Annotated in this window: 21 protein-coding genes; 8 read left to right on the top strand and 13 right to left on the bottom strand. The window is 71.1% G+C overall.

Going from position 1 to position 24052, the window contains the following annotated elements; all coding sequences use genetic code 11:
- Window positions 1-66 precede the first annotated feature (66 nt).
- Window positions 67-705, top strand: coding sequence for a pyridoxamine 5'-phosphate oxidase family protein (locus tag ACFYVR_RS02775; protein ID WP_387469353.1), 639 nt, complete (start codon window positions 67-69; stop codon window positions 703-705).
- A 24-nt stretch (window positions 706-729) separates the two neighbouring features.
- Here ACFYVR_RS02775 and ACFYVR_RS02780 read toward each other — a convergent pair whose 3' ends face one another.
- The 3 genes from ACFYVR_RS02780 to ACFYVR_RS02790 form a co-directional block, all read right to left on the bottom strand.
- A complete protein-coding gene (locus tag ACFYVR_RS02780; RefSeq protein WP_387469355.1) occupies window positions 730-1935 on the bottom strand; it encodes a lipase family protein in 1206 nt (401 codons plus the stop codon).
- Window positions 1936-2031: 96 nt separating this feature from the next.
- Entirely contained in the window at window positions 2032-3042 is a 1011-nt protein-coding gene (locus ACFYVR_RS02785; RefSeq protein ID WP_387470304.1) for a PHP domain-containing protein, read from the bottom strand.
- Between the two features lie 48 nt (window positions 3043-3090).
- Window positions 3091-4761, bottom strand: a complete 1671-nt coding sequence (locus ACFYVR_RS02790; protein ID WP_387469357.1) for a phosphoenolpyruvate--protein phosphotransferase — start codon at window positions 4759-4761, stop codon at window positions 3091-3093.
- 143 nt (window positions 4762-4904) lie between these two features.
- On the opposite strand from ACFYVR_RS02790, the gene ACFYVR_RS02795 reads away from it, so the two are divergent.
- The 4 genes from ACFYVR_RS02795 to ACFYVR_RS02810 are packed head-to-tail and all read left to right on the top strand — an operon-like array spanning window position 4905 to window position 8988.
- Window positions 4905-5666: a DeoR/GlpR family DNA-binding transcription regulator gene (locus ACFYVR_RS02795; RefSeq protein ID WP_387469359.1), complete on the top strand. Its 762-nt coding sequence runs from the start codon at window positions 4905-4907 to the stop codon at window positions 5664-5666.
- Window positions 5663-6667: a 1-phosphofructokinase family hexose kinase gene (locus tag ACFYVR_RS02800; protein ID WP_387469362.1), complete on the top strand. Its 1005-nt coding sequence runs from the start codon at window positions 5663-5665 to the stop codon at window positions 6665-6667. The genes ACFYVR_RS02795 and ACFYVR_RS02800 overlap by 4 nt, the downstream gene beginning before the upstream one ends.
- A 9-nt stretch (window positions 6668-6676) precedes the next feature.
- A complete protein-coding gene (locus ACFYVR_RS02805; RefSeq protein WP_387469364.1) occupies window positions 6677-8692 on the top strand; it encodes a fructose-specific PTS transporter subunit EIIC in 2016 nt (671 codons plus the stop codon).
- A gap of 38 nt (window positions 8693-8730) precedes the next feature.
- Window positions 8731-8988 (top strand): HPr family phosphocarrier protein, encoded by a 258-nt coding sequence (locus ACFYVR_RS02810; RefSeq protein ID WP_387469367.1) that lies wholly within the window; start codon window positions 8731-8733, stop codon window positions 8986-8988.
- Window positions 8989-9002: 14 nt separating this feature from the next.
- Here ACFYVR_RS02810 and ACFYVR_RS02815 read toward each other — a convergent pair whose 3' ends face one another.
- The 7 genes from ACFYVR_RS02815 to ACFYVR_RS02845 all read right to left on the bottom strand — a co-directional run bounded on the left by ACFYVR_RS02815 (window position 9003) and on the right by ACFYVR_RS02845 (window position 16438).
- Window positions 9003-10325 carry an alpha/beta hydrolase gene (locus tag ACFYVR_RS02815; protein ID WP_387469369.1) on the bottom strand — a complete coding sequence of 441 codons (1323 nt, stop codon included), beginning with the start codon at window positions 10323-10325 and terminating at the stop codon, window positions 9003-9005.
- Between the two features lie 75 nt (window positions 10326-10400).
- Window positions 10401-11459: a hypothetical protein gene (locus tag ACFYVR_RS02820; RefSeq protein ID WP_387469372.1), complete on the bottom strand. Its 1059-nt coding sequence runs from the start codon at window positions 11457-11459 to the stop codon at window positions 10401-10403.
- Between the two features lie 19 nt (window positions 11460-11478).
- Window positions 11479-12945 (bottom strand): GTPase HflX, encoded by a 1467-nt coding sequence (hflX, locus tag ACFYVR_RS02825; RefSeq protein WP_387469374.1) that lies wholly within the window; start codon window positions 12943-12945, stop codon window positions 11479-11481.
- 43 nt (window positions 12946-12988) lie between these two features.
- Complete coding sequence (gene dapF / locus ACFYVR_RS02830) at window positions 12989-13861, bottom strand: diaminopimelate epimerase (protein ID WP_387470306.1); 873 nt, start codon at window positions 13859-13861, stop codon at window positions 12989-12991.
- A gap of 80 nt (window positions 13862-13941) precedes the next feature.
- Window positions 13942-14793, bottom strand: coding sequence for a TrmH family RNA methyltransferase (locus ACFYVR_RS02835; RefSeq protein WP_387469376.1), 852 nt, complete (start codon window positions 14791-14793; stop codon window positions 13942-13944).
- Window positions 14790-15731: a tRNA (adenosine(37)-N6)-dimethylallyltransferase MiaA gene (gene miaA / locus ACFYVR_RS02840; RefSeq protein WP_387469378.1), complete on the bottom strand. Its 942-nt coding sequence runs from the start codon at window positions 15729-15731 to the stop codon at window positions 14790-14792. Before miaA ends, ACFYVR_RS02835 begins: the two co-directional genes overlap by 4 nt.
- The gene (locus tag ACFYVR_RS02845) at window positions 15719-16438 is read right to left on the bottom strand and encodes a hypothetical protein (protein ID WP_387469380.1); all 720 of its coding nucleotides are present in this window, start codon (window positions 16436-16438) and stop codon (window positions 15719-15721) included. Before ACFYVR_RS02845 ends, miaA begins: the two co-directional genes overlap by 13 nt.
- Window positions 16439-16678: 240 nt before the next feature.
- Between ACFYVR_RS02845 and ACFYVR_RS02850 the strand changes: the two genes are divergently transcribed.
- The gene (locus ACFYVR_RS02850) at window positions 16679-18052 is read left to right on the top strand and encodes a DUF349 domain-containing protein (protein ID WP_387469382.1); all 1374 of its coding nucleotides are present in this window, start codon (window positions 16679-16681) and stop codon (window positions 18050-18052) included.
- 66 nt (window positions 18053-18118) lie between these two features.
- Here the strand turns inward: ACFYVR_RS02850 and ACFYVR_RS02855 are convergent, their stop codons facing one another.
- Genes ACFYVR_RS02855 through ctaD form a run of 3 tightly spaced genes read right to left on the bottom strand, consistent with a single transcriptional unit; the run spans window position 18119 to window position 22020 of the window.
- Window positions 18119-18697 carry a hypothetical protein gene (locus ACFYVR_RS02855; protein WP_387469385.1) on the bottom strand — a complete coding sequence of 193 codons (579 nt, stop codon included), beginning with the start codon at window positions 18695-18697 and terminating at the stop codon, window positions 18119-18121.
- Window positions 18694-20238, bottom strand: coding sequence for a tRNA (N6-isopentenyl adenosine(37)-C2)-methylthiotransferase MiaB (gene miaB, locus ACFYVR_RS02860; protein ID WP_387470308.1), 1545 nt, complete (start codon window positions 20236-20238; stop codon window positions 18694-18696). The genes ACFYVR_RS02855 and miaB overlap by 4 nt, the downstream gene beginning before the upstream one ends.
- A gap of 54 nt (window positions 20239-20292) precedes the next feature.
- Window positions 20293-22020, bottom strand: a complete 1728-nt coding sequence (gene ctaD, locus ACFYVR_RS02865; protein ID WP_387469387.1) for a cytochrome c oxidase subunit I — start codon at window positions 22018-22020, stop codon at window positions 20293-20295.
- 285 nt (window positions 22021-22305) lie between these two features.
- Between ctaD and ACFYVR_RS02870 the strand changes: the two genes are divergently transcribed.
- A complete protein-coding gene (locus ACFYVR_RS02870; protein WP_387470310.1) occupies window positions 22306-23034 on the top strand; it encodes an amino acid ABC transporter ATP-binding protein in 729 nt (242 codons plus the stop codon).
- Between the two features lie 34 nt (window positions 23035-23068).
- Window positions 23069-23902, top strand: a complete 834-nt coding sequence (locus tag ACFYVR_RS02875; protein ID WP_387469390.1) for a glutamate ABC transporter substrate-binding protein — start codon at window positions 23069-23071, stop codon at window positions 23900-23902.
- Window positions 23903-24052: the final 150 nt, after the last annotated feature.

A 24052-nucleotide genomic window follows, 5' to 3' on the forward strand; every position in this document is an offset into this window, starting at 1 on the left:
TAGCGTTACGCACTGCACCTCGACCATGCCCGGTACGCGAGCCGGTCGCCGACGCCCAGGAGATCCATGACCATTCGTGACACCGCGGGGAGTGTCGGTGAACGTGAACTGCAGCGTGAGCACGGCACCACCGAGCGCGCGGCACGGTTCTACTCCGATCAGGTGCTCACCCACCTGAACCCGGCGATGATCGAGTTCACCGCGAGGCAGGAGATGGCGTTCATCGCGACGGCCGACGCGCGGGGCGAATGCGACTCGACCTTCCGCGCCGGGCCGCCCGGGTTCGTGCACGTCATCGACCCGTGCACGGTGGCCTACCCGGAGTACCGCGGCAACGGGGTGATGGCGAGTCTCGGCAACATCCGGGAGAACCCGCACGTGGGCATCCTGATGATCGATTTCGTGCACGACCTCATCGGCCTGCACGTCAACGGCAGCGCCCGCGTCCTCGAGGACCCCGAGTTGCGCGCGCAGGTCCCCGACCTGCCCGTCGACCATGCCGGTGGACGCACCCCGGAGCGCTGGGTGGTGGTCGACGTCGAGGAGGCATACATCCACTGCCGCAAGCACATTCCGCAGATGCAGCCCGTTGCGCGGAAGCGGGACTGGGGCACCGACGACGTCCGACGCAAGGGTGGCGACTACTTCGGCGCGAAGTCGACACCCCGCATCCGGGATCGGGGGGACGTCGCGGCCGAGCTCTGACCGCGACGTCCCGCCGAGTTCGGGTCAGCTACCGAAGGACCGCCCGGGGGTCTGCCCGTCGAACAGGGCCCGCACGAACGGCACCGTGTCGGGCAACGACGCGGCCATGGTGCCGCTGTGGTCGGTCGGGTAGGTCTTGAAGGTCACGGGCTCGCCGTTGCGGGCGAGGGTGCTCCCCAGCAGCAGCGTCGACGGCATGATGATGTCGGTGTCCTTCAGGCCCTGACCCATGAAGAACGGCTTGTCGTAACCGGTTTCGGGGACGCCCATGTAGTCGGTGAGGACGCCGCCGATGTTCGGGATCGTCGACAGCGGCTTGTCGAACAGCGAGCCGATGACCAGGCCGCCGACCGACGCCTTGAACGGTGCGTAGCACTCGGTCTCGGCCGTGGCGAGCCAGCCGCGGCCCTCGTCGTTCAGCAGACCGGGGATGTCGAGTTCGGGGTGGGCGGCGTTCAGGCCGGCGAGGATGTACAGCGCGTACGCGGTGAGACCGGACGGCAGCGCGAGCGGCGGGAAGTCCGGGCCGGCCAGGGCGACGATGTTCTCGATGTAGGCGGGTACGCCGGTGCCGACGGCGCCGCGGTAGTCGAGTTCGCGGCCACCGAATTCGGTGGCGTAGCGGGCGGTGGTGATGGCGGCACCGCCGCCCTGGGACTGGCCGATCGCGACCCAGGTGTTCGACAGGCTGGGTTCGGCGTTGCGACCTGCCTTGACCATGTCGACGACGTTGTGGGCCTCCGCCTTGCCGTCCAGGTAGGGCATCGTGCCGGGGGTGCCGAGGCCGGCGTAGTCGCTGGCGACGACGGCGTAGCCCTGCGACAGCCAGGTCCCGAGGTAGGCGAAATCCCGGTCGCGGGAACCGGGTCCGACCAGGGAGGGCGCGCAGTCGTCACCGAGTCCGACGGTGCCGTGTGCCCAGGAGATCACCGGCCAGCCGCCTTCGGGCGCCTCGCCCTCGGGGACGAAGACCGCCCCGGTGCTCAGCGCGGGCTCACCGTTGGAGCCGGTGGTCCAGTAGGTCAGACGCTGCGCGTCCGCCGTACCCGGGTACCAGAGGTCCTGCGGCAGCGGCGCCGATGCCGTGACGGTGCCGGGGGCGCCGGCGTCCGGCGCGGCGACGGCGGGTGCGGCACCGAGCAGCGCGCCTGCGACGGCGAGAGCGAGACCGGCGACGGCGGCCCGGGAACGCGCGGGCGTGCTGCGGGTGGGCGTGGGGCAGGCGGGCACGAGCGGCTCCTCGATCGGGAAGGGCCGTTCACTTCGGCGACGGCCGGCACCGCGACACTAAAGGTTGCCTGACCAACTGGTCAAGCAATCGCCACCTCACGCACCGGCCCAGGAGAGCAGCTCCTCGACCGGCCACGTGTTGACGATCCGCTCGGCGGGCACGGCACACGCCTGCGCACGGTCGCAGCCGTACCCCTGGAAGTCGAGCTGGCCCGGCGCGTGCGCGTCGGTGTCGATCGAGAACAGGCATCCGCGGTCGAGGGCGAGCCGGATCAACCGCGACGGCGGGTCGCGGCGTTCCGGTCGACTGTTGATCTCGACGGCCGTGTCGAACCGACGGCACGCCTCGAACACCACCTCCGCGTTGAACGTCGACTCGCGACGAGTGCCGCGACCGCCCTCGACCAGCCTGCCGGTGCAGTGCCCGAGCACGTCGACGAGTGGGTTGGCCACCGCCCGCACCATCCGGCGCGTCATCGCGTCGGGTTCCATCGCGAGCTTCGAATGCACGCTCGCGACGACGACGTCGAGTTCCGCGAGCAGGTCGGGATCCTGGTCCAGGCTGCCGTCGTCGAGGATGTCGACCTCGATCCCGGTCAGGATCCGGAAGGGCGCGAGTTCGGCGTTGAGTTCGGCGATCACCTCGAGCTGCCTGCGCAGCCGCTCGGCGCTCAGCCCGTTCGCCACCGTCAGCCGCGGCGAATGGTCCGTCAGTGCGCAGTACTCGTGCCCGATCAGGGCGGCCCGGCGCATCATCTCCTCGATCGGGCTGCCGCCGTCGGACCAGTCGGAGTGGGTGTGCAGGTCGCCGCGCAGCGCGGCGAGGAGTTCGCGTCCGCCCTCGCCGATCCGCTGTGCCGCGGCCTTGACCTCGGCCAGGTACGAGGGCTCCCGGCCGGCCCAGGCCTGCGCGATCACTGCCGCCGTCTTGGGGCCGATCCCGCTGAGCGCGGTCCAGGTGTCGGTGCGTCCGTACCGGTCCCGCTGCTCGGGGGTGAGGGCCTCCACGACGTCGGCGGCCCGGCGGTAGGCCTTGACGCGGTGCGTCTCGGCGCGGGCCCGCTCGAGCCAGAACGCGATCTCCCGCAGCGCCGCAACCGGGTCCATCTCCTCATCCTGGGCCATGCCGGGGACCCCGGCCACCCCCGAAGCCGTCTACCCCTGCAGGATGTCCGCCGCACGCCGGCGCGCCGACTGCGGATCCGGCGCATCCAGCGTCGCCTCGGCCGCGCGACGGCAGCGGTCGAGGTCGACGTCGGCCAGCGCCGATCCGGTGGCGGCGACCGCCGTGGCGGCCATCGACAGCGAGGTCACACCGAAGCCGGTGAGGACGCAGGCGAGCAGCGGGTCCGCGGCCGCCTCGCCGCAGACGCCGACGGCCTTGCCCGCCCGCTGCCCGTCGGTGGCGGTGCGCGCCACCAATGCCAGCACCGCGGGCTGCCAGGGGTCGCTCAGCGCCGCGAGCGGAGCCGACAACCGGTCCGCCGCCATCGTGTACTGGGTCAGGTCGTTGGTGCCGAGGGACAGGAAGTCGACGTGCTCGAGCAGCCGGTCCGCCAGCAGGGCCGCGGCCGGAACCTCGACCATCACACCGGGCACCAGCCCCCGGGCCCGGGCCGCGGCCGCGAACTGCGCAGCCTCGGCGACGGTGGCGATCATCGGGGCCATCACCCGCACCGACGCCTCCGACTCGCGAGCGGCCCGTGCGATCGCGTCGAGTTGCCGCTCGAGCATTCCGGGATGTTCGGCGGCGAGCCGGTAGCCGCGGACGCCGAGCGCGGGGTTCGGTTCGTCGGCGAAGCCCGCGAAGCGCAGCGGCTTGTCCGATCCGGCGTCGAGTGTGCGGACCACGACCTTGCGTCCGGGAAACGCGTCGAACACCTCGCGGTAGATCCGGGCCTGTTCGTCGACGGACGGCTCGACGTCGCGGTCGAGGAACGCCAGTTCGGTGCGGAACAGGCCGACACCCTCGGCCGCGGTCGTCGCGGCCGCGCGTGCACCGGCACCGTCCTGCACGTTGGCGAGCACGGCCACCCGGTGGCCGTCCCGGGTGCGGCCGGGTCCGGCCCAGGACTCGGTGCGCCGCCGCAGTTCCGCGGCGCCGGCAACCGCGGCCTCGGCCTGCTCGACCGCCGGTTCGACCTCGACACGTCCCGCCGCGCCGTCGACGAGAACCCTGGTACCGGTGTCGATCTCGTCGAGTCCCGCGACACCGACCACACAGGGGATGCCCAACTGCCGGGCGATGATCGCGGTGTGACTCGTGGGACCGCCGAGGGTCGTCGCGATACCGAGCACCAGGTCCGGGTCGAGGCCGGCGGTGTCCGCGGGGGCGAGGTCGTGGGCGAGCAGGACGGACGGCGCCGTCGGCGTCGGGATGCCCGGCTCCGGGAGCCCGAGCAGTTCGGCGACGACGCGGTCGCAGATGTCGAGCAGGTCGGTGACGCGCTCGGCCATCAGGCCGCCCATCTTCGTGAAGACCGCCACGAACTGGTCGGTCGCCGACGCGGCGGCGGACTCGGCCCCCGAACCGGCACCGATCAGACCCGTCGCGGCGCCGAGCCAGCCCCGGTCCGCGGCCAGCGCGGCGGTGGCCCGGAGCACCTCGGCGCCGGCGCCCTGCGCAGCAGCGGCGCGGCCCGACAACCGATCGGACACCGCCTCCGCGGCGGCCCGGAAGCGCGCCTTCTCCGCCTCACGATCCGCCTCCGGCAGGTCGGCGCCACGCGTCGACGCGACCGGACGGGCACCGGGCCGGATCACCGGACCGTACCCCGCGCCGGGCACGACGGGCGTCCCGACCAGCACAGACGCAGTCCCGTTCATGCTCACTCCTCGGCTCGAATACATCTCGTCTCCCACGTCACTCAACAGAATCACTGTGACCAGGGTTACTCCAACCCATTGACATGTCAACACATTCAGGCGTAAAACAACATAAAACAACATTTATTCGGGCAGGAGGTCACATGTACGCCGAGGAGCGTCAGCAGGCGATCGCGGGGCTGATCAGCCAGCGCGGTCGGGTCTCGGTCACCGACCTCGCCGACACCTACGAGGTGACCACCGAGACCGTCCGCCGCGACCTCGCCGCCCTCGATCGGCTGGGCCTGATCCGCCGCGTGCACGGCGGCGCCGTGTCCGCCTCCGCGATCACCCTCGGCGAGACCGGTCTCAGCGAGCGCGAGCACAGCAACGCCCAGGCCAAGGACCGGATCGCGGCGGCCGCGCTGGCGTACCTTCCGGCCCGCGGCGGCAGCATCGCCCTCGACGCGGGAACGACGACGTCGCGGATCGCGCCCCTGCTCCCGACCGACCGCGACCTGACGGTGATCACCAACTCGATTCCCGTGGCGGCTCGGTGCGCAAGCCAGCACACCCTGCAGGTGCTCGGCGGCCGCGTCCGCGGGGTCACCCAGGCCGTCGTCGGCGACCAGGCCCTGGGCACGCTCGCGGGCCTGCGCGTCGACGTCGCGTTCGTCGGCACCAACGGCCTGACGGTCGACCACGGACTGTCCACGCCCGACCTCGACGAGGCCGCCGTCAAACGCGGCCTCGTGCGCTGCGCCAACCTGGTCGTGGTCGTGACCGACTCGAGCAAGATCGGCCGGGAGGAACTGGTGAGCTTCGCCGCCGCCGACGCAGTCGACGTACTGGTGACCGACACCGATCTCGACGACCGGGCCCGCACCGACCTCGAGGCGCACGGAATCGAGGTCGTGACCGCATGATCGTCACCCTGACCGCCAACCCGAGCCTCGACAGCACGATCGAGCTCGCCACCCCACTCGAGCGGGGCACCGTGCATCGCGCCCTCGCCACCAGCAGCGATCCGGGCGGCAAGGGCGTCAACGTCGCCCGGGTCGTCGCCGCAGCGAACGGGAGCACACTGGCGATCCTGCCCGCCCGCGCCGACGACACCCTCGTCGCCGCACTCACCGACCGGGGCATCGACCATCGCCTGGTTCCGACGACGGGACCGGTTCGGAGCAATCTCACCGTCACCGAGCCGGACGGCACCACCACCAAACTCAACGACCCGGGCCATCCGCTCGACGACACGCAACTCGACGCCCTCGCCCACCTGCTCACCGAGCAGGCGGCGGACGCCGACTGGGTCGCCCTGTGCGGTTCGCTGCCGCCGGGCGCCCCGGACGACTGGTACGGCCGGTTGGTGCGGACGCTGCGCCCACTGCCCTGCGCGGTCGCCGTCGACACGTCGGACATGCCGCTGCGCGCCCTGGCCGCGACGTTTCCCGACACCGCACCGGATCTGCTGAAGCCGAACTCCGAGGAGCTGGGCCAGCTGACCGGATGCAACGGCGCCGATCTCGAGGCCGGCGCCGCCGCCGGCGACCCGAGCGCGACCGTCCGCGCCGCTCGGCAACTGCTGGACCGGGGTGTCGGCACCGTCCTGGTCACCCTCGGGGCCGCGGGCGCCGTCCTCGTCACCGACACCGGGGCCTGGTTCGCCCGTGCCCCGCGCATCAGCCCCCGCAGCACCGTCGGCGCCGGCGACGCCTCGCTGGCCGGCTACTTGATCGCCCATGTCGCCGGGGAGGACCCGGCACGTGCACTGCAACTGGCGGTCGCCTACGGCACCGCGGCCGCGGCCCTGCCCGGCACCACCCTCCCCCGACCCGACCAGGTGAACCGCGACGCGGTCACCGTCACCGCACTCGACGACACCGCCGTATCCACCGCGACGGCCCGCCCGGCCGCCGAACACTGAGGACCCGTCATGTCCACTCCCACCGCCGATTCGCCGGCGATCATCACCACCGACCTGATCTCCCTCGACTCCGACCTCGGCGCCGACTCCGGCTCGGTGATCGAGACGCTCGCGCACCGGCTCGCCGACGCCGGTCGCGCCACCGACCCGGACGCCCTGCGCGACGCCGCGCTGGCCCGCGAGGCGCAGTCCGCGACCGGGCTGCCCGGCGGGATCGCGATCCCGCACTGCCGCAGCGCCGCCGTCACCGCCGCATCCCTCGGCTTCGCACGGCTGGCACCGAAGGTCGACTTCGGGGCGCCGGACGGGCCGGCCGATCTGGTCTTCCTGATCGCCGCGCCCGAGGGCGCCGGTGCCGAGCACATGAAGCTCCTATCGGGTCTGGCCCGCTCGCTGGTCAAGCCGGACTTCGTCGCTGCGCTGCGGGCGGCGCCGGACGCGGATGCCGTGGTGGTGCTCGTGCACGAGGCGCTGGGCCTCGCGGCCCCGAAACCCGAAGCGGCGGTGACGGACACGCCGACCGATACCGCGCAGCCGGGCGACCGCTACATCGTCGCGGTCACGGCCTGCCCGACCGGCATCGCCCACACGTACATGGCCGCCGACTCCCTGGTCGCGGCCGGTGAGCGGGCGTCGGTACCGGTGCGCGTCGAGACGCAGGGATCGAGTGGCGGGACGTCACTGAGCCCCGACGTCATCGCCGGCGCGGCGGCCGTCATCTTCGCCACCGACGTCGGGGTCAAGGGCCGGGAACGGTTCGCGGGCAAGCCCGTCGTCGCGTCCGGCGTCAAACGTGCGATCAACGAACCCGACACCATGCTCGCCGAGGCGATCCGGGCGGCCGACAACCCGTCGGCGGCAAGGGTTTCCGGAGCAGTGGACACCACCGAACCCGCGTCCGCGTCCGCGGACGTCGGCTGGGGCACCCGGCTGCGACAGATCCTGCTGACCGGCGTCAGCTACATGATCCCGTTCGTCGCGGCGGGCGGCCTGCTCATCGCGCTCGGATTCCTGTTCGGCGGCTACGAGATCGGCAACAGCGCCAAGGACATCGTGCTCGACAATTCGCTGTGGAACCTGCCCGACGGCGGGCTCGGCACCTACCTGGGCGCGGTCCTCTTCCAGATCGGGTCGCTGGCCTTCAGCTTCCTGGTTCCGGCACTGGCCGGGTACATCGCGTTCGCCATCGCCGACCGGCCCGGCCTGGCACCGGGATTCACGGCGGGCGCGGTCGCGGTGTTCGTCGGCGCCGGCTTCATCGGCGGCCTCGTCGGCGGCATCATCGCCGGCTTCGCGGCCCTGTGGATCGGGCGACTCCCGGTGCCGCAGGTCCTGCGCGGCCTGATGCCGGTCGTGGTCATCCCGCTGTTCGCGACGCTCGCCGTCGGCGCGCTGATGTTCATGGTCCTCGGCCGGCCGCTGGCGACGGTCACCACCGCGCTGACCGACTGGCTCGGCGGGCTGTCCGGCAGCTCGGCGGTGGTCCTCGGCATCATCCTCGGCCTGATGATGTGCTTCGACCTCGGCGGCCCGGTCAACAAGGCCGCGTACGCGTTCGCGGTCGCCGGACTGAATGTCAACGATCCGGCGACGCTGCGGATCATGGCCGCCGTGATGGCCGCTGGTATGGTCCCGCCGCTCGCGATGGCACTCGCATCGACGGTCCGTCCGGGCCTGTTCAGCGAGGTCGAGCGGGAGAACGGCAAGGCGGCCTGGTTCCTCGGGGCCGCGTTCATCTCCGAGGGTGCCATTCCCTTCGCCGCCGCCGACCCCCTGCGGGTGATCCCCTCGATGATGGCGGGCGGCGCCGTCACCGGGGCGCTGATCATGGCCACCGGCGTCACGCTCAGCGCCCCGCACGGCGGCATCTTCGTTCTCTTCGCGATCGGCGGCATCGGCTGGTTCCTGGTCTCCCTCGCCGCGGGAACCGTCGTCGCCGCGGTCTCGGTCGTCTTCGCGAAGCAGTTCGTCCATCGTCGCGGTGAATCCCCGGCCACCGACGGACTCGTCGCCGCCGCCGCCTGAATCGGCTCCCCACCACCCCCTCGAAGAAAGGTCACATCATGCCCAGCACCACCGTCGCCGTCGGCTCGTCCATCGGCCTGCACGCCCGCCCCGCCGCCCTGATCGCCGAGGCGGTCACCACCGGCAACCTGTCCGTCACCCTCGCCGTGGCCGGCGGCGATCCCGTCGACGCGGGGTCGGCGCTGATGATCATGACCCTCGGCGCCACGCAGGGCGTCGAAGTGACCGTCACCGGCGACGATCAGGCTGCGGTCGACACCGTTGCCCAACTCGTCGCCACCGACCTCGACGCCTGAGCCGGCCGAAACTCCTAGCGCGCGAGCAGGCCGGTCCGGGTGGCCAGCCAGTCCAGCTCACCCTCGAACGCCGGGCCCCACACGATTCCGCTGTGCGGGCCCGGCAGTTCGTAGTACCGCACATCGAGGCCCGCGGCGACAGCGGCGTCGTACATCCGCTGCTGCTGCGGGCGGTACTCGTCGTCGGCGCTGCCCGCCACGAACACTCCTGCCACATCGGGCCGGGCACCCGCGCCGAGTTCGTCGCGCGCGCTGACCGCGGCGAACGCTCCCTCGTCGCCGCCGAAGGTCGCCGCGACCGTCTCGGTGTGATCACCGAGGGACGGCTCGTCCTGGCCGGAGATGTCGAGGAACGTGGGATAGACGTCGGGCCGGTTGACGGCCAGCTGCACCGCGCAGGTGCCGCCGTACGAGTAGCCACCGATCGCCCGCGCCCTCGCGTCGGGGTTCACCTGCAGGTTCCCCGCCACCCATTCCGGGACGTCCTCGGCGAGATAGGTTTCCACGTTTCCGAGACGCGAGTTCAGGCACAGCGGTACCGCGTCGTCGGCACCGAGCGCGTCGGGAACCACGACCACCGGGGCCAGTCCGTCGTGCGCGGCGGCGAACGCGGACACCGTGTCGGCGAGTCCGATGCGGAGCCAGTCGTCGGGCCTGCCGGGATTGCCCGCGATCAGGACCACCACCGGGAGCAGCGGCCGCGGGGTGTCGAGGTACGCGGGCGGAAGGTACACCAGCGCCGGTCTGGCCACGAAACCCGAACGCACACCGGGTATCTCCGCGTGGGTGAGGATCCCGTCCCGTGCGGACCGCAGCGGCGACCGCCACACGCCCGACACCGGTGTCCCGGCCTGCACGCGGGACTGTGGTCCGGGCACGTCCGCGAAGTCGACGGTCCGGACGCCCGGCGGGGGCCGGTGTCCCAGCAGTGACCCGGCCGTCGGGTAGCGCTCGGCGTACCGGTTGACCACGGCAATCGCCGTCACCGACAGCGCCGCGGCCGCGGCGACCGCCAGCAGTGTCCGCGCGGCGCCTCGCGCGGTGGTCGCAGCCGCCGCACACCACCCGGTGACGGCCACCGCCACCGCCAGCGCGCCCGCACCGGTCAACTGTGGTGGCAACGGGCGCAGCGCAACCCAGACCACCAGGAGAACTCCCGCGCTCGCAGTCACGGCGGAAACACCGGCGAACGCCCGAGCGCGACCCGGCGAACGCGCTGCCAGCACCACGAGGACGATCGACGCGCATACACCGGCGATCGCGATCCCGGTCGTCGCGACGGGTCCGACGAGCGACAGCCTCGACAGGGATCTCAGCAGGTCGTCGGCGTCGGACATCGCGCCAGTATCTGCCGGATCACCTCCCGAAATCGAATCGGACACCGGACCGAGCTGGGTCGTCGGCGTCGACGATCAGCCTCGTCGGGTGCGGTACAGCAGCGCACCGCCGAGGGCGGCCGCGCCGACCCCGACCGCCGCGGCGGTGACGGCCGTCCGGTTCACGCCGCCGTCGACGGTCGCGGCGACCACCTGTCGCTCCTCGGCAGGCAGCGGCACCAGCGCGGTGGCGTCCCACAGGACCTGAATCGGTTGCAGCGGGCCACCGTTCGCCTCGGAGGCGCTGAGCAGGTCGCCGTCCGGGGTGAACGCGACGGCCTCACCCTGCGGCTGGTTCGGCATCGGCACGCGGATCGGCTCCGCTCCCGTCAGAGCCGCCACGATGTCGCGGTCCGGTGCCGGGAACAGGTAGATGTCGGTGTAGGTTCGCAGCGCGACGATCCGCCCGTCGGCGCTGACCGCCCCGCCGGTGACCAGCGTGGACCCGACCGCAGGCACCGGGCCTCCCGGCGTGTCGGTCGGTCCGAGCCGGACCTGTCCCGCTCGGCGCAGCGTGGTCGGGCCGTCGGGCAGGTCGTCCAGGGACTGATCAGCGGTGTAGATTCCGGCCGCGCCGAGCAGCTCCTTCGTCACGATGACCGGACGCCCGTCCGCCCCGACGAGCAACGCCTCCGCGTCGTGCGCGGTGTCGGGGTAGACCAGCGCGTGCGAAGACCCCGTCCCGGTGTCGGGGTCGATCCCCGTCAGGGCGACGGACGCGCGGACGCGGTTGTTGTCGCCGGTGTCGGACAGCCAGATCCGGCTGTCGACGAGGGCCAGGTCCTCCACGTCGACCGGGACGCCGGGGACGGTCAGCGACCCCGTGACCCGGCAGTAGTCGCCGAGAACCCACACCTCGCGATCGGTTCCGCTGTCGCCGATCGCGAACATCCTCGCCCCGTCGGACGCCAGGCCGGATATCTCCTCGAGCTCCGGTTCGGTTGGCGTGCACAGTGTTTCGAATGTCGCATCGACGGCGTCCGAGCCGGTGGACGATCCCGCGGGCCCCTGCGCGAAGGCGGGTGGCGCCGCGAGAACCACGAGGCCTGCCGCCGCCACAGTCACCAGCCGCCTGCGCAGCACAGCACCCGTCATCCTCGCGGCCCCCTCGACGTCAGCGGATGGCGCTGTGGTGGAACCGATCGAGAGCGGAGGCCAGCGCCGGCGGCACCTTCGCCCGGACCAGTGTGCCCTCCGGTTCGTGCGAGGAGTCGAGAATGCGCCCATCCGAGTGGATCCGGGCGACCAGATCACCACGGGTGTAGGGGACGAGCACCTCGACCTCGACCTCGGGCGGGCTGACCATGTCCGCGAGCGTGGCCCGCAGCTCCGCGATGCCCTCCCCCGTCCGCGCGGAGACGAACACCGCCCCGGGCAGCAGGCCCCGCAACTGCGTGAGCGTGACCGGATCGGCCGCGTCGATCTTGTTGACGACGAGCAGCTCGGGCGGTGGCGGCGCATCCGATTCCCGCAGGACGTCGGTCACGACCTCCCGCACCGCCTTGATCTGGTCGGTGGGCAGCGGGTCGGACCCGTCGACCACGTGCAGCAGGAGGTCCGCGTCGGCGACCTCCTCGAGTGTCGACCGGAACGCCTCGACCAGCTGCGTCGGCAGGTGCCGCACGAACCCGACGGTGTCGGTGAGCACGTACTGCCTGCCGTCGTCGAACTCGGCCTTGCGGGTGGTCGGGTCGAGGGTCGCGAACAACGCGTCCTGGACCAGGACCCCGGCACCGGTGAGAGCGTTGAGGAGGCTGGACTTGCCGGCGTTGGTGTAGCCGACGATCGCGACCGACGGGGTCTCGCTGCGCAGCCTGCGGGTGCGCTTGGTGTCCCGGGCGGCCTTCATCGCCTTGATCTCGCGGCGCAGCTTCGCCATGCGTTCACGGATCCGACGCCGGTCGGTCTCGATCTTGGTCTCACCGGGACCACGCAGACCCACACCGCCGTTGCTGCCGGCACGACCACCGGCCTGCCGGGACATCGACTCACCCCAGCCGCGCAGTCGCGGCAGCATGTACTCCATCTGCGCGAGGGCGACCTGCGCCTTGCCCTCGCTGGAGGTGGCGTGCTGGGCGAAGATGTCGAGGATCAGCGCCGTCCGGTCGATCACCTTGACCTTGACGACCTTCTCCAGCGCCGTCAGCTGCGCCGGGGTGAGCTCACCGTCGCAGATCACCGTGTCCGCGCCGGTGGCGAGGACCACCTCGCGCAGGTCGTCGGCCTTGCCGGACCCGATGTACGTGGCGGCGTCCGGCTTGTCGCGGCGCTGCACGAGGCCCTCGAGCACCTCGGATCCGGCGGTTTCGGCGAGCGCGGCGAGCTCGGCCATGCTGGCCTCCGCCTGCACCGCGGTCCCGGACGTCCACACCCCGACGAGCACGACCCGTTCGAGTCGCAGCTGCCGGTACTCGACCTCGGTGACGTCGGTGAGCTCGGTGGACAGACCCGCGACACGACGCAGCGCGCTGCGTTCGTCGAGCTGCATCTCGCCGACGGACGGGTCGTGGCCCGGCCGGTCGGATTCGAAGTCCCGGTTGTCGGTGTGGGACGTGTCGTTCACATCATCTGATTTCGTCATACACCGCCATCGTCCCACGCCGGGCGGTCGCGGTGCACCCGGATTACCGGCCGAGGCCGGACCACCAGGTTTCGTCGAGGCTCCCGGACGCGACGAGCACCGACGGTCCACGCAGTGTCGCCTTGCCGTCCTTCACGGTCACGACGACCCGGCCGCCGGGAACCCGCACGGTGACCTCGCCGTTCTTCCGGCCGGCGGCCTGCAACGCGGCGGCCGCGGCCGCGACGGTACCGGTCCCGCACGACCGGGTCTCCCCCACGCCCCGCTCGAAGACACGCATGTCCACGGCACCGTCGGTGATCGCGGTGAGGATCTCGATGTTCACGCCGTGCTCGAAGAACTCGGTGTCGAATTCGGGAGCGACGGTCAGGTCGAGAGCGGCGAGTGTCTCGGCCGTCAGGGTGTCCGACACACAGGCCAGGTGCGGATTGCCGACGTCGATGCCGAGGCCGCGGTACTGCGTGCCGTCGACGGTCGCGGTCGAGGTCCCCAGCTCGGTGACCTTCCCCATGTCGACGGTCACCTCGGCGGTCGCCCCCGTGCAGCTGTTCACCGTCACGGGGCGGGCACCGGCCCGCGAACCGACCACGAACTCGTCGGCGAGCTCGAGACCCGACGCACGCAGGAAGTGCGCGAACACCCGGACCCCGTTGCCGCACATCTCGGCGATCGAGCCGTCGGCGTTGCGGTAGTCCATGAACCAGTCGTCGGCGCCGACCCCCTTGGGCAGGACGTCCAGGACGCCGGCCTCCTTCAGGACCCCGGCGCGGGCCACCCGCAGGACGCCGTCGGCGCCGATGCCGCTGCGGCGGTCGCACAGGGTCGACACCCGCGCCTCGGTCAGGTCGATCGTGGCGTCCAGGTCCGGAAGCAGCACGAAGTCGTTCTCGGTTCCGTGTCCCTTGCCGAACTGCATGGCCGTCATGCTACCGACGGTGGACATCGTGGCCGCGGCGCCGAACAGGCTCATCCGCGCCGCCATGTGATCGACGTAACTCATCGGGCCCCCTCCATCCGCTGCCGGGTGATCTCGTACAGGCACACCGCGCCCGCGGACGGCGCACCGAGGGAACTGGCGGCGCCGCCGATCGGGATGCTGACGGTCGTGTCGCACGCACCGCGCCAGGCGGCGCTCATGCCGTGGGCCTCGTTTCCGATCACCAGGATCGTTCCACCTCTCAGGTCGTGGTCGGCGATCGTGACGGTACCGTCCTCGTCGGTGCCGACGATCTGCATGCGGGTCTGCGCGCGGTCACGGAACGCGACCACCTCACCCGCGTCGGACGCCGTGTACACCGGCATCGCGAACAGCGATCCGGTCGACGCGCGCACGCACTGCGGGTCGAACGGGTCGGCGGCGTGTCCGGTGACGATCACCGCGTCGGCTCCGAACGCGTCGGCGCTGCGGACTAGGGTGCCGAGGTTGCCCGGTGACGCCGGGCGGTCGAACACCACCACCAGCGGCGCCGGTCCCCGCACCGCCAGCGTCGACAACGGGCGGGTCCTGGTCTTCGCTACGGCGATCAGCTCCGGCGCGGCCGCCGAGCGCTCCCCCAACTCGGCCATCAATTCGCTTGCCACACCGACCTTCTCGCCGCCCCATCCGTCGAGAACGTCACGCGCCCACCCCGACAGCGCGGGCCCGTCGACGCGGTGCAGCAACGACTCGATCGGCCAGTCGTGCTCGAGCGCGAGCGTCAGTGGGCGCACCCCCTGGATCAGGAACCGTCCGGCCTTCGTCCGCTTGGCGCGGGTGGTCAGGTACGACTGCCACTGCTGGAATCGCGCGTTGCGCACGGTCACCAACCGCTCACCCGCCGGGCTCCCGTGCCCCGTCTTCTTCGTCACTGCGTCTCCACTGCTGACTGCGTTGTCACTACTGCCATGGCTGCATCGATCAGGTCGGGGCGGGAGGCGTCGAGCCAGTGCACCCGCCCGTCCCGACGGAACCAGGATCGCTGCCGGCGAACGTACCGCCGGGTGCCGATCAGGGTTCGCTCGCGTGCCTCGTCGAGGTCGTAGACGCCGTCGAGCGCGGCCAGGACCTGCGCGTACCCGATCGCACGAGGCGCGGTGACGCCGTCGCGCAGGCCCACCGCGACCAGCCCCTCGACCTCGTCGACCAGACCGTGGTCGAACATCAGCCGGGTACGCAGTTCGATCCGCTCGTCGAGTTCGGCGGTGTCCCGGTCGACACCGAGGATCACCGTCCCCCAGCGCGGCTCGCCGATGGTCGGCGCGGATGCCGCGAACGGTCGCCCGGTCAGCTCGACCACCTCGAGCGCCCGCACCATCCGGCGACCGTCGGTGGGCAGGATCGTCGCCGCCGCCTCCGGGTCGGCCCGGCGCAGTTCCTCGTGCACCCCGGCCACCCCGCGCTCGGCGAGGACCGCCTCCCACTTGGCCCGCACCTGCGGGTCGGTGGCCGGGAACTCCCAGTCGTCGAGCAGGGACTGGACGTACATCATCGACCCGCCGACGATCACGGGCACCGCGCCGCGCTCCCGGACCGCGTCGACGTCGGCGCGTGCGGACTGCTGGTAGCGCGCGACGGTCGCGGTCTCGGTGACGTCGAGGACGTCGAGTTGGTGGTGCGGGATCCCGCGACGCTGGTCCACCGGCAGTTTCGCGGTGCCGATGTCCATGCCGCGGTAGAGCTGCATCGCGTCGATGTTGACGATCTCGCCACCGAGGCGCTGCGCGAGGTCGAGACCGAGGTCCGACTTCCCGGTGGCGGTGGGACCGACGACGGCGACGGGACGGGGCGCGTCGGTCACGGCAACCACAGCCCGACGTGGTAGCCGACGCCGTAGGGCGCCCCCTGGTAGTCGGTGCGGCACGTCCCCGGCGAGCCTCCGAACAGGGCGGCCAGCACCTGCCATGCGGGGCGGCCCGCGATGCCGAGGTCGGCGCAGGCGACGGGGTCGAGTTGGGCGAGGTGCTCGACGTCGCCGGTGTCGAGGGCCCGGTCCAGTTCCGCCTGGACCTCCGGGGCGCGGTCGTCGAATGCGCCCGGCGCCTTCGGGGTGAGGGTGGTGGCGCCGTCCGCGACCACCAGCACGCCGTGCGGTTCCGGATCGTCGTCGAGGCGCCGGCGCAGACGGGCGCCGAGCTCGGCGCAGTGGACCGGCGAGGTGTCGGCGGCGAGGATCAGCGTCTCGATCTCCACGCGCGGGGCCGCCGCCCCTCGCAGCCAACCCGCCACGAGGGCGGCCAGCGGCAGCGTCGGGTCCGCCACGCCGTGCTCCCCGCCGGCGCCGAGCGCGACCCGGACGTCGACGCCGTAGCCGCGGAAGGTGCCTCGGGAAGCGGCGGGAACCTCGACCTCGGTGGCCCCGACGCCGATCGCCGTCCACGAGGCCGCCAGTTCGGCGAGTTCGGCGGCGACGGCGAGTGCTGCCGAACGCATGTCGGCGGTCTCGGTCGCCGCCGCACCCGCGAGTTCGGGGATCAGCAGGGGTGGGGAGGAAACCAGGGCCGCGGCGGTGAACACATCGCGCAACGGTAGTCGTCGTCGATCACGGCGGCGCCACCAGATCCACCCGGCGCCGCCGCGGGATCCGTCCGCCGCCTGCGCGCCGTGCGCCGTGCAATCCCGTGTCCCGGGGTCCGAACTGTTTCAATGGTCCTCACACCTCGTTCCGGGTTGAATGGAGCCAGCGCGCGCGGCAGTACTGCCGCGGGCGCCGACCGAGGCAGCGGCAGCCGTGACGCGCGGCAGAGATGAGGAGTCATGACCGACAGCAGCGCACCCAAGCCTGGCATCCCGAAGCCGGGCGCTCCCAGGCCCGGCGCACCGAAGCCCGGGGCCGTCAAACCCGGTGCCGTCAGGCCCTCTGCTCCGAAACCGTCCGCTCCCGCGGCCGTCCATCCACCTGCGGTGACGCCGCCGAGCGACCCGAGCCGTTTCGGGCGCGTCGACGAGGACGGCACCGCCTGGGTGATCACCGCCGAGGGCGAACGCCAAATCGGCTCGTGGCAGGCCGGGGACGCGGCCGAGGGCCTGGCGCACTTCGGTCGCCGTTACGACGACCTGGCCACCGAGGTGAGCCTGCTCGAGGCACGGCTGACCTCGGGTTCCGGCGATGCCCGCAAGACCCGGTCCGCTGCAGTCGCGTTGGCGCAGTCGCTGCCGACGGCGGCGGTGATCGGTGACGTCGACGCCCTCGCCCGCCGACTGGACGCCGTCATCGCGGGTTCGGAGGAGGCCGCGGAGGCGGCGAAGGTCGAACGCGAACACGAACGCGAGGAGCACACCCACCGCAAGGAGGAGCTCGCGGCCGAGGCCGAACGGATCGGAGCCGAGTCCACCCAGTGGAAGGCGGCGGGCGACCGGCTCCGCGGGATCCTCGACGAGTGGAAGACCATCCGCGGTGTCGACCGCAAGCTCGACGACGCCCTGTGGAAGCGGTACTCGAAGGCCCGGGAGGCGTTCAACCGCCGTCGCGGCGCCCACTTCGCCGAACTGGACCGCGAACGTGCCGCCGCGAAGGTCCGCAAGGAAGAGCTGTGCGAGCGCGCCGAGGCGCTGCAGGACTCCACCGACTGGGGTCCGACGGCCGCCGCGTTCCGTGACCTGCTGACCGAGTGGAAGGCGGCGGGCCGGGCTCCCCGCGAGGCCGACGACGCCCTGTGGAAGCGATTCAAGGCCGCGCAGGACGTCTTCTTCGGCGCCCGCAACGCCGCCGCGTCCGAGCGTGACGCCGAGTTCGAGGACAACGCCGTCGCGAAGGAGCACCTGCTCGAGGGCGCCACCCACATCGACCCCTCCAAGGATCTCGACGGGGCGCGGGCCGCGCTGCGCGATCTCCAGGAGAAGTGGGACGAGATCGGCAAGGTGCCGCGCGAGAAGATGCACGATCTCGAGGGCCGGCTGCACTCGATCGAGAAGAAGGTCCGGGAAGCCGCCGATTCGCAGTGGCGCCGCACCGACCCCGAGGCGATGGCGCGCGCGGCCCAGTTCCGTGAGCGGGTCGCTCAGTTCGAGGAGCAGGCCGCGAAGGCCACCGCCGCAGGCAAGGCGAAGGACGCCGAGAAGGCACTGGCGCAGGCGCAGCAGTGGCGCGAGTGGGCCGAGGCCGCCGAGGGTGCCGTCAACGACCGCTGACAGCCGCCACAGCACCGCGCCCCGCCGATCGACGATCGGCGGGGCGCGGTGCTGTCCGGTATCGCGTCAGCGATCACCCCAGAGGAGTTGATCGCCGGATTCGGCGGTCCGCCGGCGTCGTTCCTCCTCGGCCGCCAGCTGGAGTGCGGTGCGCTGCCACACCACGTGCACCCAGTGGAACGTCAGGACCATGATCAGGATCCAGCCGAAGACGAGGCCGATGCCCGGTCCTGCGCCGGACGAGCCGGGATCGAGGGTCTGACGCGACCAGATCGCGAGCATGCCGAACACGCTCGCGACCGCCGAACCTGCGACCGCGATCCACGCGAGCACCCAGCGTCGGGTGGCCAGCGCGAGCATTCCGAACACGACTCCGAAGACCAGCGTCAGCCAGACGAACACCCGCGACGGCAGCGCGATGTCCTCGGACAGCGCGACGTCGTTGCCGGCGAGTACGTCCCAGCCCTTCGCGGCACCGGTGTGCGGGAGGGCGAACGTCCCGGCGAGCAGCAGGACGCCGATCGCGACGACCAGTGCGCGCATGCCCGGATCAATCTCCCGGGCCACTTTCTTCTCGGCCGCGTCGATGTCCTCGCGGAACTCGTCGAAGGCCGAGTCCTTGTTGCTGTCGTTCTGCTTGCTCATGATCCACATCCGGTGACGGTCGGCAGCGGCGCAGGTACGCCGATCTGCGGGAGACCCAGGCCGACACCGATCGGCGGGGTCTTGGGGGTGATGCCACGCTCGTGCGAGTCGCCGGCCCGGGTACGCCGGTGGGTGAGCACCGCACCGTCGGCGATCAGGTGGTGGGGCGCGGCGCCGGTGACGACGGTGGTGATCACGTCTCCCGGGCGAACCCGCCCGTCGAGCGCCCCCTCGGGCCGGAAGTGCACCAGCCGGCCGTCGCGGGCGCGGCCGCTCATGCGCAGCGTCTCGGCGTTCTTGCGCCCCTCGCCCGCGGCGACGAGCAGCTCCACCTCGGCGCCGACCAGCTTCCGGTTCTCCTCGAGCGTGATCTGCTCCTGCAGCGCGATGAGCCGGTCGTAGCGCTCCTGCACGACCTCCTTGGGGAGCTGTCCGTCCATCTCCGCGGCGGGGGTGCCGGGACGCTTGGAGTACTGGAACGTGAACGCGCTGGTGAACCGCGCCTGTCGGACGACGTCGAGGGTGGCCTGGAAGTCCTCCTCGGTCTCGCCGGGGAACCCGACGATGATGTCGGTGGTGATGGCAGCGTGCGGCATCGCGGCGCGCACCTTGTCGATGATGCCGAGGAACTTGGCGCTGCGGTACGAGCGACGCATGGCCTTGAGGACGCGGTCCGAGCCGGACTGCAGCGGCATGTGCAGCTGCGGGCACACGTTGGAGGTCTGCGCCATCGCCTCGATGACGTCGTCGGTGAACTCGGCCGGGTGGGGGGACGTGAAGCGAACCCGCTCCAGCCCCTCGATGTCACCGCAGGCACGCAGCAGCTTCGCGAACGCACCGCGATCCCGCGGCGCGTCGGGGTCGGCGAAGGAGACGCCGTAGGCGTTGACGTTCTGACCGAGCAGCGTGACCTCGAGGACGCCCTCGTCGACGAGGGCCTGCACCTCGGCGAGGATGTCGCCGGGCCGGCGGTCGACCTCCTTGCCGCGCAGGGCGGGCACGATGCAGAACGTGCAGGTGTTGTTGCAACCGACGGAGATCGACACCCACCCCGCGTACGCGGACTCCCGCTTGGCCGGCAGCGTCGACGGGAAGGCCTCGAGCGAGTCGAGGATCTCGACCTGCGCCTCCTCGTTGTGCCGGGCGCGCTCCAGCAGCACCGGCAGCGATCCGATGTTGTGGGTGCCGAACACGACGTCGACCCACGGCGCCTTCTTGACCACGGTGTCGCGGTCCTTCTGTGCGAGGCACCCGCCGACGGCGATCTGCATGCCGGGCCGGGCGTCCTTGGTCGGCCGCAGATGCCCGAGCGTCCCGTAGAGCTTGTTGTCGGCGTTCTCCCGGACCGCGCACGTGTTGAAGACGAGAAGGTCGGGGTCGGTGCCGGGCGCGGCCTTGGTGTAGCCGGCGTCCTCGAGCAGACCCGACAGTCGCTCCGAGTCGTGCACGTTCATCTGGCAGCCGAAGGTGCGCACCTCGTAGCTGCGCTGGATCGTCACGGGCTGCCCCGTCACGGGCGTCGGGAGGGTGTCGGGGTCCATCGTGTCCACCCCCTCAGGGTACGGGCCCACCGGGAACTGCCTGCACGGCGTCCGTCACCCCGTGCTGCGATCGGCGACGTCGGCGGGCAGATGCCGCCCTGGTCCGACGTGCGCCTCGGCGCGCATCCGGTCGACCATGTGCGGGTAGTGCAGCTCGAACGCGGGCCGCTCCGACCGGATCCGGGGCAGCTCGGTGAAGTTGTGCCGCGGCGGCGGGCAGCTGGTCGCCCACTCCAGGGAGTTGCCGAACCCCCACGGGTCGTCGACGGTCACCGGTTCGCCGTAGCGGTAGCTGGTGAAGACGTTCCACAGGAACGGCAACGTCGAGGCACCGAGGATGAACGCGCCGATCGTGGAGATCGTGTTCAGCGTGGTGAACCCGTCGGAGGGCAGGTAGTCGGCGTAGCGCCGCGGCATGCCCTCGTTGCCGAGCCAGTGCTGCACCAGGAACGTGGTGTGGAACCCGATGAACGTGGTCCAGAAGTGCCACTTCGCGAGCCGCTCGTTCATCATCCGGCCGGTCATCTTCGGGAACCAGAAGTAGATGCCGGCGTAGGTGGCGAACACGATGGTGCCGAAGAGCACGTAGTGGAAGTGCGCGACGACGAAGTACGAGTCGGTGACGTGGAAGTCGAGCGGCGGGCTGGCGAGCACCACCCCGGACAGGCCACCGAACAGGAACGTCACGACGAAGCCGACCGCGAACAGCATCGGCGACTCGAACGTCAGCTGGCCCTTCCACATGGTGCCGATCCAGTTGAAGAACTTCACACCGGTCGGGATCGCGATGAGGAAGGTCATGAACGAGAAGAACGGCAGCAGCACGGCGCCGGTGGCGTACATGTGGTGCGCCCACACCGCCATCGACAGCGCCGCGATCGACATCGTCGCGTACACCATGCCGGTGTAGCCGAACAGGGGTTTGCGGCTGAACACCGGGATCACCTCGGTGATGATGCCGAAGAACGGTAGGGCGACGATGTACACCTCGGGGTGGCCGAAGAACCAGAACAGGTGCTGCCACAACAGGTTTCCACCGTTGCCGGGGTCGAAGACGTGGGCACCGAGGCGCCGGTCGGCGTACAGCCCCATCAACGCCGCCGTCAGGACCGGGAACGCGAGCAGCACCAGGATCATCGTGACGAGGATGTTCCAGGTGAAGATCGGCAACCGGAACATCGTCATCCCGGGGGCGCGCAGACAGATCACGGTGGTGATCATGTTGACGCCACCGAGGATGGTCCCGACACCGGCGATCGCCAGGCCCATGATCCACAGGTCCGCGCCGACACCCGGCGTGTGCACGGCGTCGGTCAGCGGGCTGTACGCGGTCCACCCGAAGTCGGCCGCGCCGCCGGGGGTGACGAAACCGGCCATCACGATCAGCGCCCCGAACAGGTACAGCCAGTAACTCAGCGCGTTCAGCCGCGGGAACGCCACGTCGGGGGCACCGATCTGCAGCGGCAGGATGTAGTTCGCGAAACCGAAGACGATCGGCGTCGCGTAGAGCAGCAGCATGACCGTGCCGTGCATCGTGAACAGCTGGTTGAACTGCTCGTTCGACAGGAACTGCAGACCGGGGACGGCGAGCTCGGCCCGCATCAGCAACGCCATCAACCCACCGGCGAGGAAGAACGCGAACGACGTCACCAGATACAGCACCCCGAGCACCTTGGGGTCGGTCGTGGTGACCATCTTGTAGATGTACGAGCCCTTGGGGCCGAGGCGCGCAGGGAAGGGTCGGGTGGCCTCGGGGTTCGGGGCCGGAGACGTCGCGGTCATCGCGGCCACCCCGGTCGGCGGTGGTCGGACAGAGCGGATGGGTACGACATCGAGCCCCCTCGACAGGCTGGTTCGTACGTCCATCCAGTAAACACCGATCGCCGGGCCGCGGACAGGGGGCGTCCGCCGCGCACCGGAACCGTTCGGTTCGGTAAATGTTCCATTACGTCGACTGGCCGAACACCCGTAAAGATTGGGGTTCGCCTTTCCCAACCCCTAGTGTCGTCGACTATGACGAACGCGGGCGATCCCGTTGCCGGCGCGCCGGACGGCGCTTCCCCCACGATGATCTCGATGTCCGGTGTGCAGAAGCACTTCGGCGACCTGCACGTGCTGCGCGACATCACCCTCGACGTCCCCACCGGTCAGGTGGTGATCGTCGTCGGCCCGTCCGGCTCCGGGAAGTCGACGTTGTGCCGCACGATCAATCGCCTCGAACCCGTCGACGAGGGCACGATTCTCGTCGACGGACGGGAACTGCCCGCGGAGGGCAAGGCACTGGCCGCCCTGCGCGCCGACGTCGGCATGGTGTTCCAGTCGTTCAACCTGTTCGCGCACAAGACGATTCTCGACAACGTGATGCTCGCGCCGGTCAAGGTCCGCAAGACGAGCAAGGCCGACGCGAAGGCCCGCGCCGTCGAACTGCTCGACCGGGTCGGCATCGGCAACCAGGCCGACAAGTATCCGGCGCAGCTGTCCGGCGGACAGCAGCAGCGGGTCGCGATCGCCCGGGCCCTCGCGATGAACCCGAAGGTGATGTTGTTCGACGAGCCCACCTCCGCCCTCGATCCGGAGATGGTCAGCGAGGTCCTCGACGTGATGACCGCCCTCGCCAGGGAGGGCATGACGATGCTCGTGGTAACCCACGAGATGGGATTCGCCCGCAAGGCCGGCGACCGTGTCCTGTTCATGGCCGACGGTCAGATCGTCGAGGACACCGACCCCGACACGTTCTTCACCGCGCCGAAGTCCGACCGCGCCAAGGATTTCCTCGGAAAGATCCTCGGCCACTGACCACGTCCGCCACCCGCAGAAGGAAAGGAACACCATGAGGATCACCCGCGCGCTCCGCGCAGGCATCGGCGTGCTCGCAGTCGCCGTCGTCGCCACCGCCTGTGGCGGCGACGAGGAGAAGAGCGCCAGCCAGAGCGCCGAGTCCGGCACCCTGACCGTCGGAATCAAGTTCGACCAGCCGGGACTCGGCCTGCGCAATCCGGACGGCACCTTCAGCGGTTTCGACGTCGACGTCGCGACCTACGTCGCCGACAAGCTCGGGGTTCCGGCATCCGGCATCACGTTCAAGGAATCGCCGTCCGCGCAGCGCGAGACGCTGATCCAGAACGGCGAGGTCGACTACGTCGTCGCCACCTACTCGATCACCGACGCCCGCAAGGAGAAGGTCGACTTCGCCGGCCCGTACCTGGTGACCGGGCAGTCGCTGCTGGTGCGCTCGGACAACACCGACATCACCGGCCCGGAGTCGCTGAACGGCGGCAAGAAGTTGTGCTCGGTGACCGGCTCCACCCCGGCACAGAAGGTCAAGGACACCTACGCCAACGACGTGCAGTTGCAGGAGTTCGACACGTATTCCGCGTGCGTCGAGGCGCTGCGCAACGGCGCGGTGGACGCGGTGACCACCGACGCGGTGATCCTGGCCGGCTACGCCGCACAGTACCCGGGTCAGCTGAAGGTGGTCGGTGACACCTTCAGCACCGAGAAGTACGGCATCGGACTCGCCAAGGGCGACACCGAGACCCGCAACAAGATCAACGACGCGATCGAGGCGATGATCGCGGACGGTTCGTGGCAGGCCGCGCTGGAGAAGAACGTCGGCCCCTCCGGGTACCCGATCCCGGCACCCCCGACGGTCGACCGCTACTAACAGGCGCTCCGCGCCAGTGGTGGGGGGTGGGGGGGCCCCGCGGCCCCCCCCCCCGCCGCCGCCCCCCCCCCCCCCGGGGGGGGCCGGGGGGGCGGCGGAGCGCGGCCCGGGGGGGGGGGGGAGGGAGCGGCGGGGCCGCGGGCCCCCGGC

This window comes from Rhodococcus sp. NPDC003318 (assembly GCF_042879035.1).
Lineage (GTDB): Bacteria > Actinomycetota > Actinomycetes > Mycobacteriales > Mycobacteriaceae > Rhodococcus_G.

Excerpts from the sequence above, each read along its gene's own strand:
- ctaD (WP_387469387.1), bottom strand. The coding sequence starts at position 22,020 with ATGACCGCGACGTCTCCGGCCCCGAACCCCGAGGCCACCCGACCCTTC.
- ACFYVR_RS02855 (WP_387469385.1), bottom strand. The coding sequence starts at position 18,697 with ATGAGCAAGCAGAACGACAGCAACAAGGACTCGGCCTTCGACGAGTTC.
- ACFYVR_RS02815 (WP_387469369.1), bottom strand. The coding sequence starts at position 10,325 with ATGTCCGACGCCGACGACCTGCTGAGATCCCTGTCGAGGCTGTCGCTC.
- ACFYVR_RS02870 (WP_387470310.1), top strand. The coding sequence starts at position 22,306 with ATGATCTCGATGTCCGGTGTGCAGAAGCACTTCGGCGACCTGCACGTG.
- ACFYVR_RS02775 (WP_387469353.1), top strand. The coding sequence starts at position 67 with ATGACCATTCGTGACACCGCGGGGAGTGTCGGTGAACGTGAACTGCAG.
- ACFYVR_RS02795 (WP_387469359.1), top strand. The coding sequence starts at position 4,905 with ATGTACGCCGAGGAGCGTCAGCAGGCGATCGCGGGGCTGATCAGCCAG.
- ACFYVR_RS02800 (WP_387469362.1), top strand. The coding sequence starts at position 5,663 with ATGATCGTCACCCTGACCGCCAACCCGAGCCTCGACAGCACGATCGAG.
- miaB (WP_387470308.1), bottom strand. The coding sequence starts at position 20,238 with ATGGACCCCGACACCCTCCCGACGCCCGTGACGGGGCAGCCCGTGACG.
- ACFYVR_RS02785 (WP_387470304.1), bottom strand. The coding sequence starts at position 3,042 with ATGGACCCGGTTGCGGCGCTGCGGGAGATCGCGTTCTGGCTCGAGCGG.
- ACFYVR_RS02790 (WP_387469357.1), bottom strand. The coding sequence starts at position 4,761 with ATGAACGGGACTGCGTCTGTGCTGGTCGGGACGCCCGTCGTGCCCGGC.
- hflX (WP_387469374.1), bottom strand. The coding sequence starts at position 12,945 with ATGACGAAATCAGATGATGTGAACGACACGTCCCACACCGACAACCGG.
- ACFYVR_RS02850 (WP_387469382.1), top strand. The coding sequence starts at position 16,679 with ATGACCGACAGCAGCGCACCCAAGCCTGGCATCCCGAAGCCGGGCGCT.
- ACFYVR_RS02805 (WP_387469364.1), top strand. The coding sequence starts at position 6,677 with ATGTCCACTCCCACCGCCGATTCGCCGGCGATCATCACCACCGACCTG.
- ACFYVR_RS02820 (WP_387469372.1), bottom strand. The coding sequence starts at position 11,459 with ATGACGGGTGCTGTGCTGCGCAGGCGGCTGGTGACTGTGGCGGCGGCA.
- ACFYVR_RS02875 (WP_387469390.1), top strand. The coding sequence starts at position 23,069 with ATGAGGATCACCCGCGCGCTCCGCGCAGGCATCGGCGTGCTCGCAGTC.
- ACFYVR_RS02810 (WP_387469367.1), top strand. The coding sequence starts at position 8,731 with ATGCCCAGCACCACCGTCGCCGTCGGCTCGTCCATCGGCCTGCACGCC.
- dapF (WP_387470306.1), bottom strand. The coding sequence starts at position 13,861 with ATGCAGTTCGGCAAGGGACACGGAACCGAGAACGACTTCGTGCTGCTT.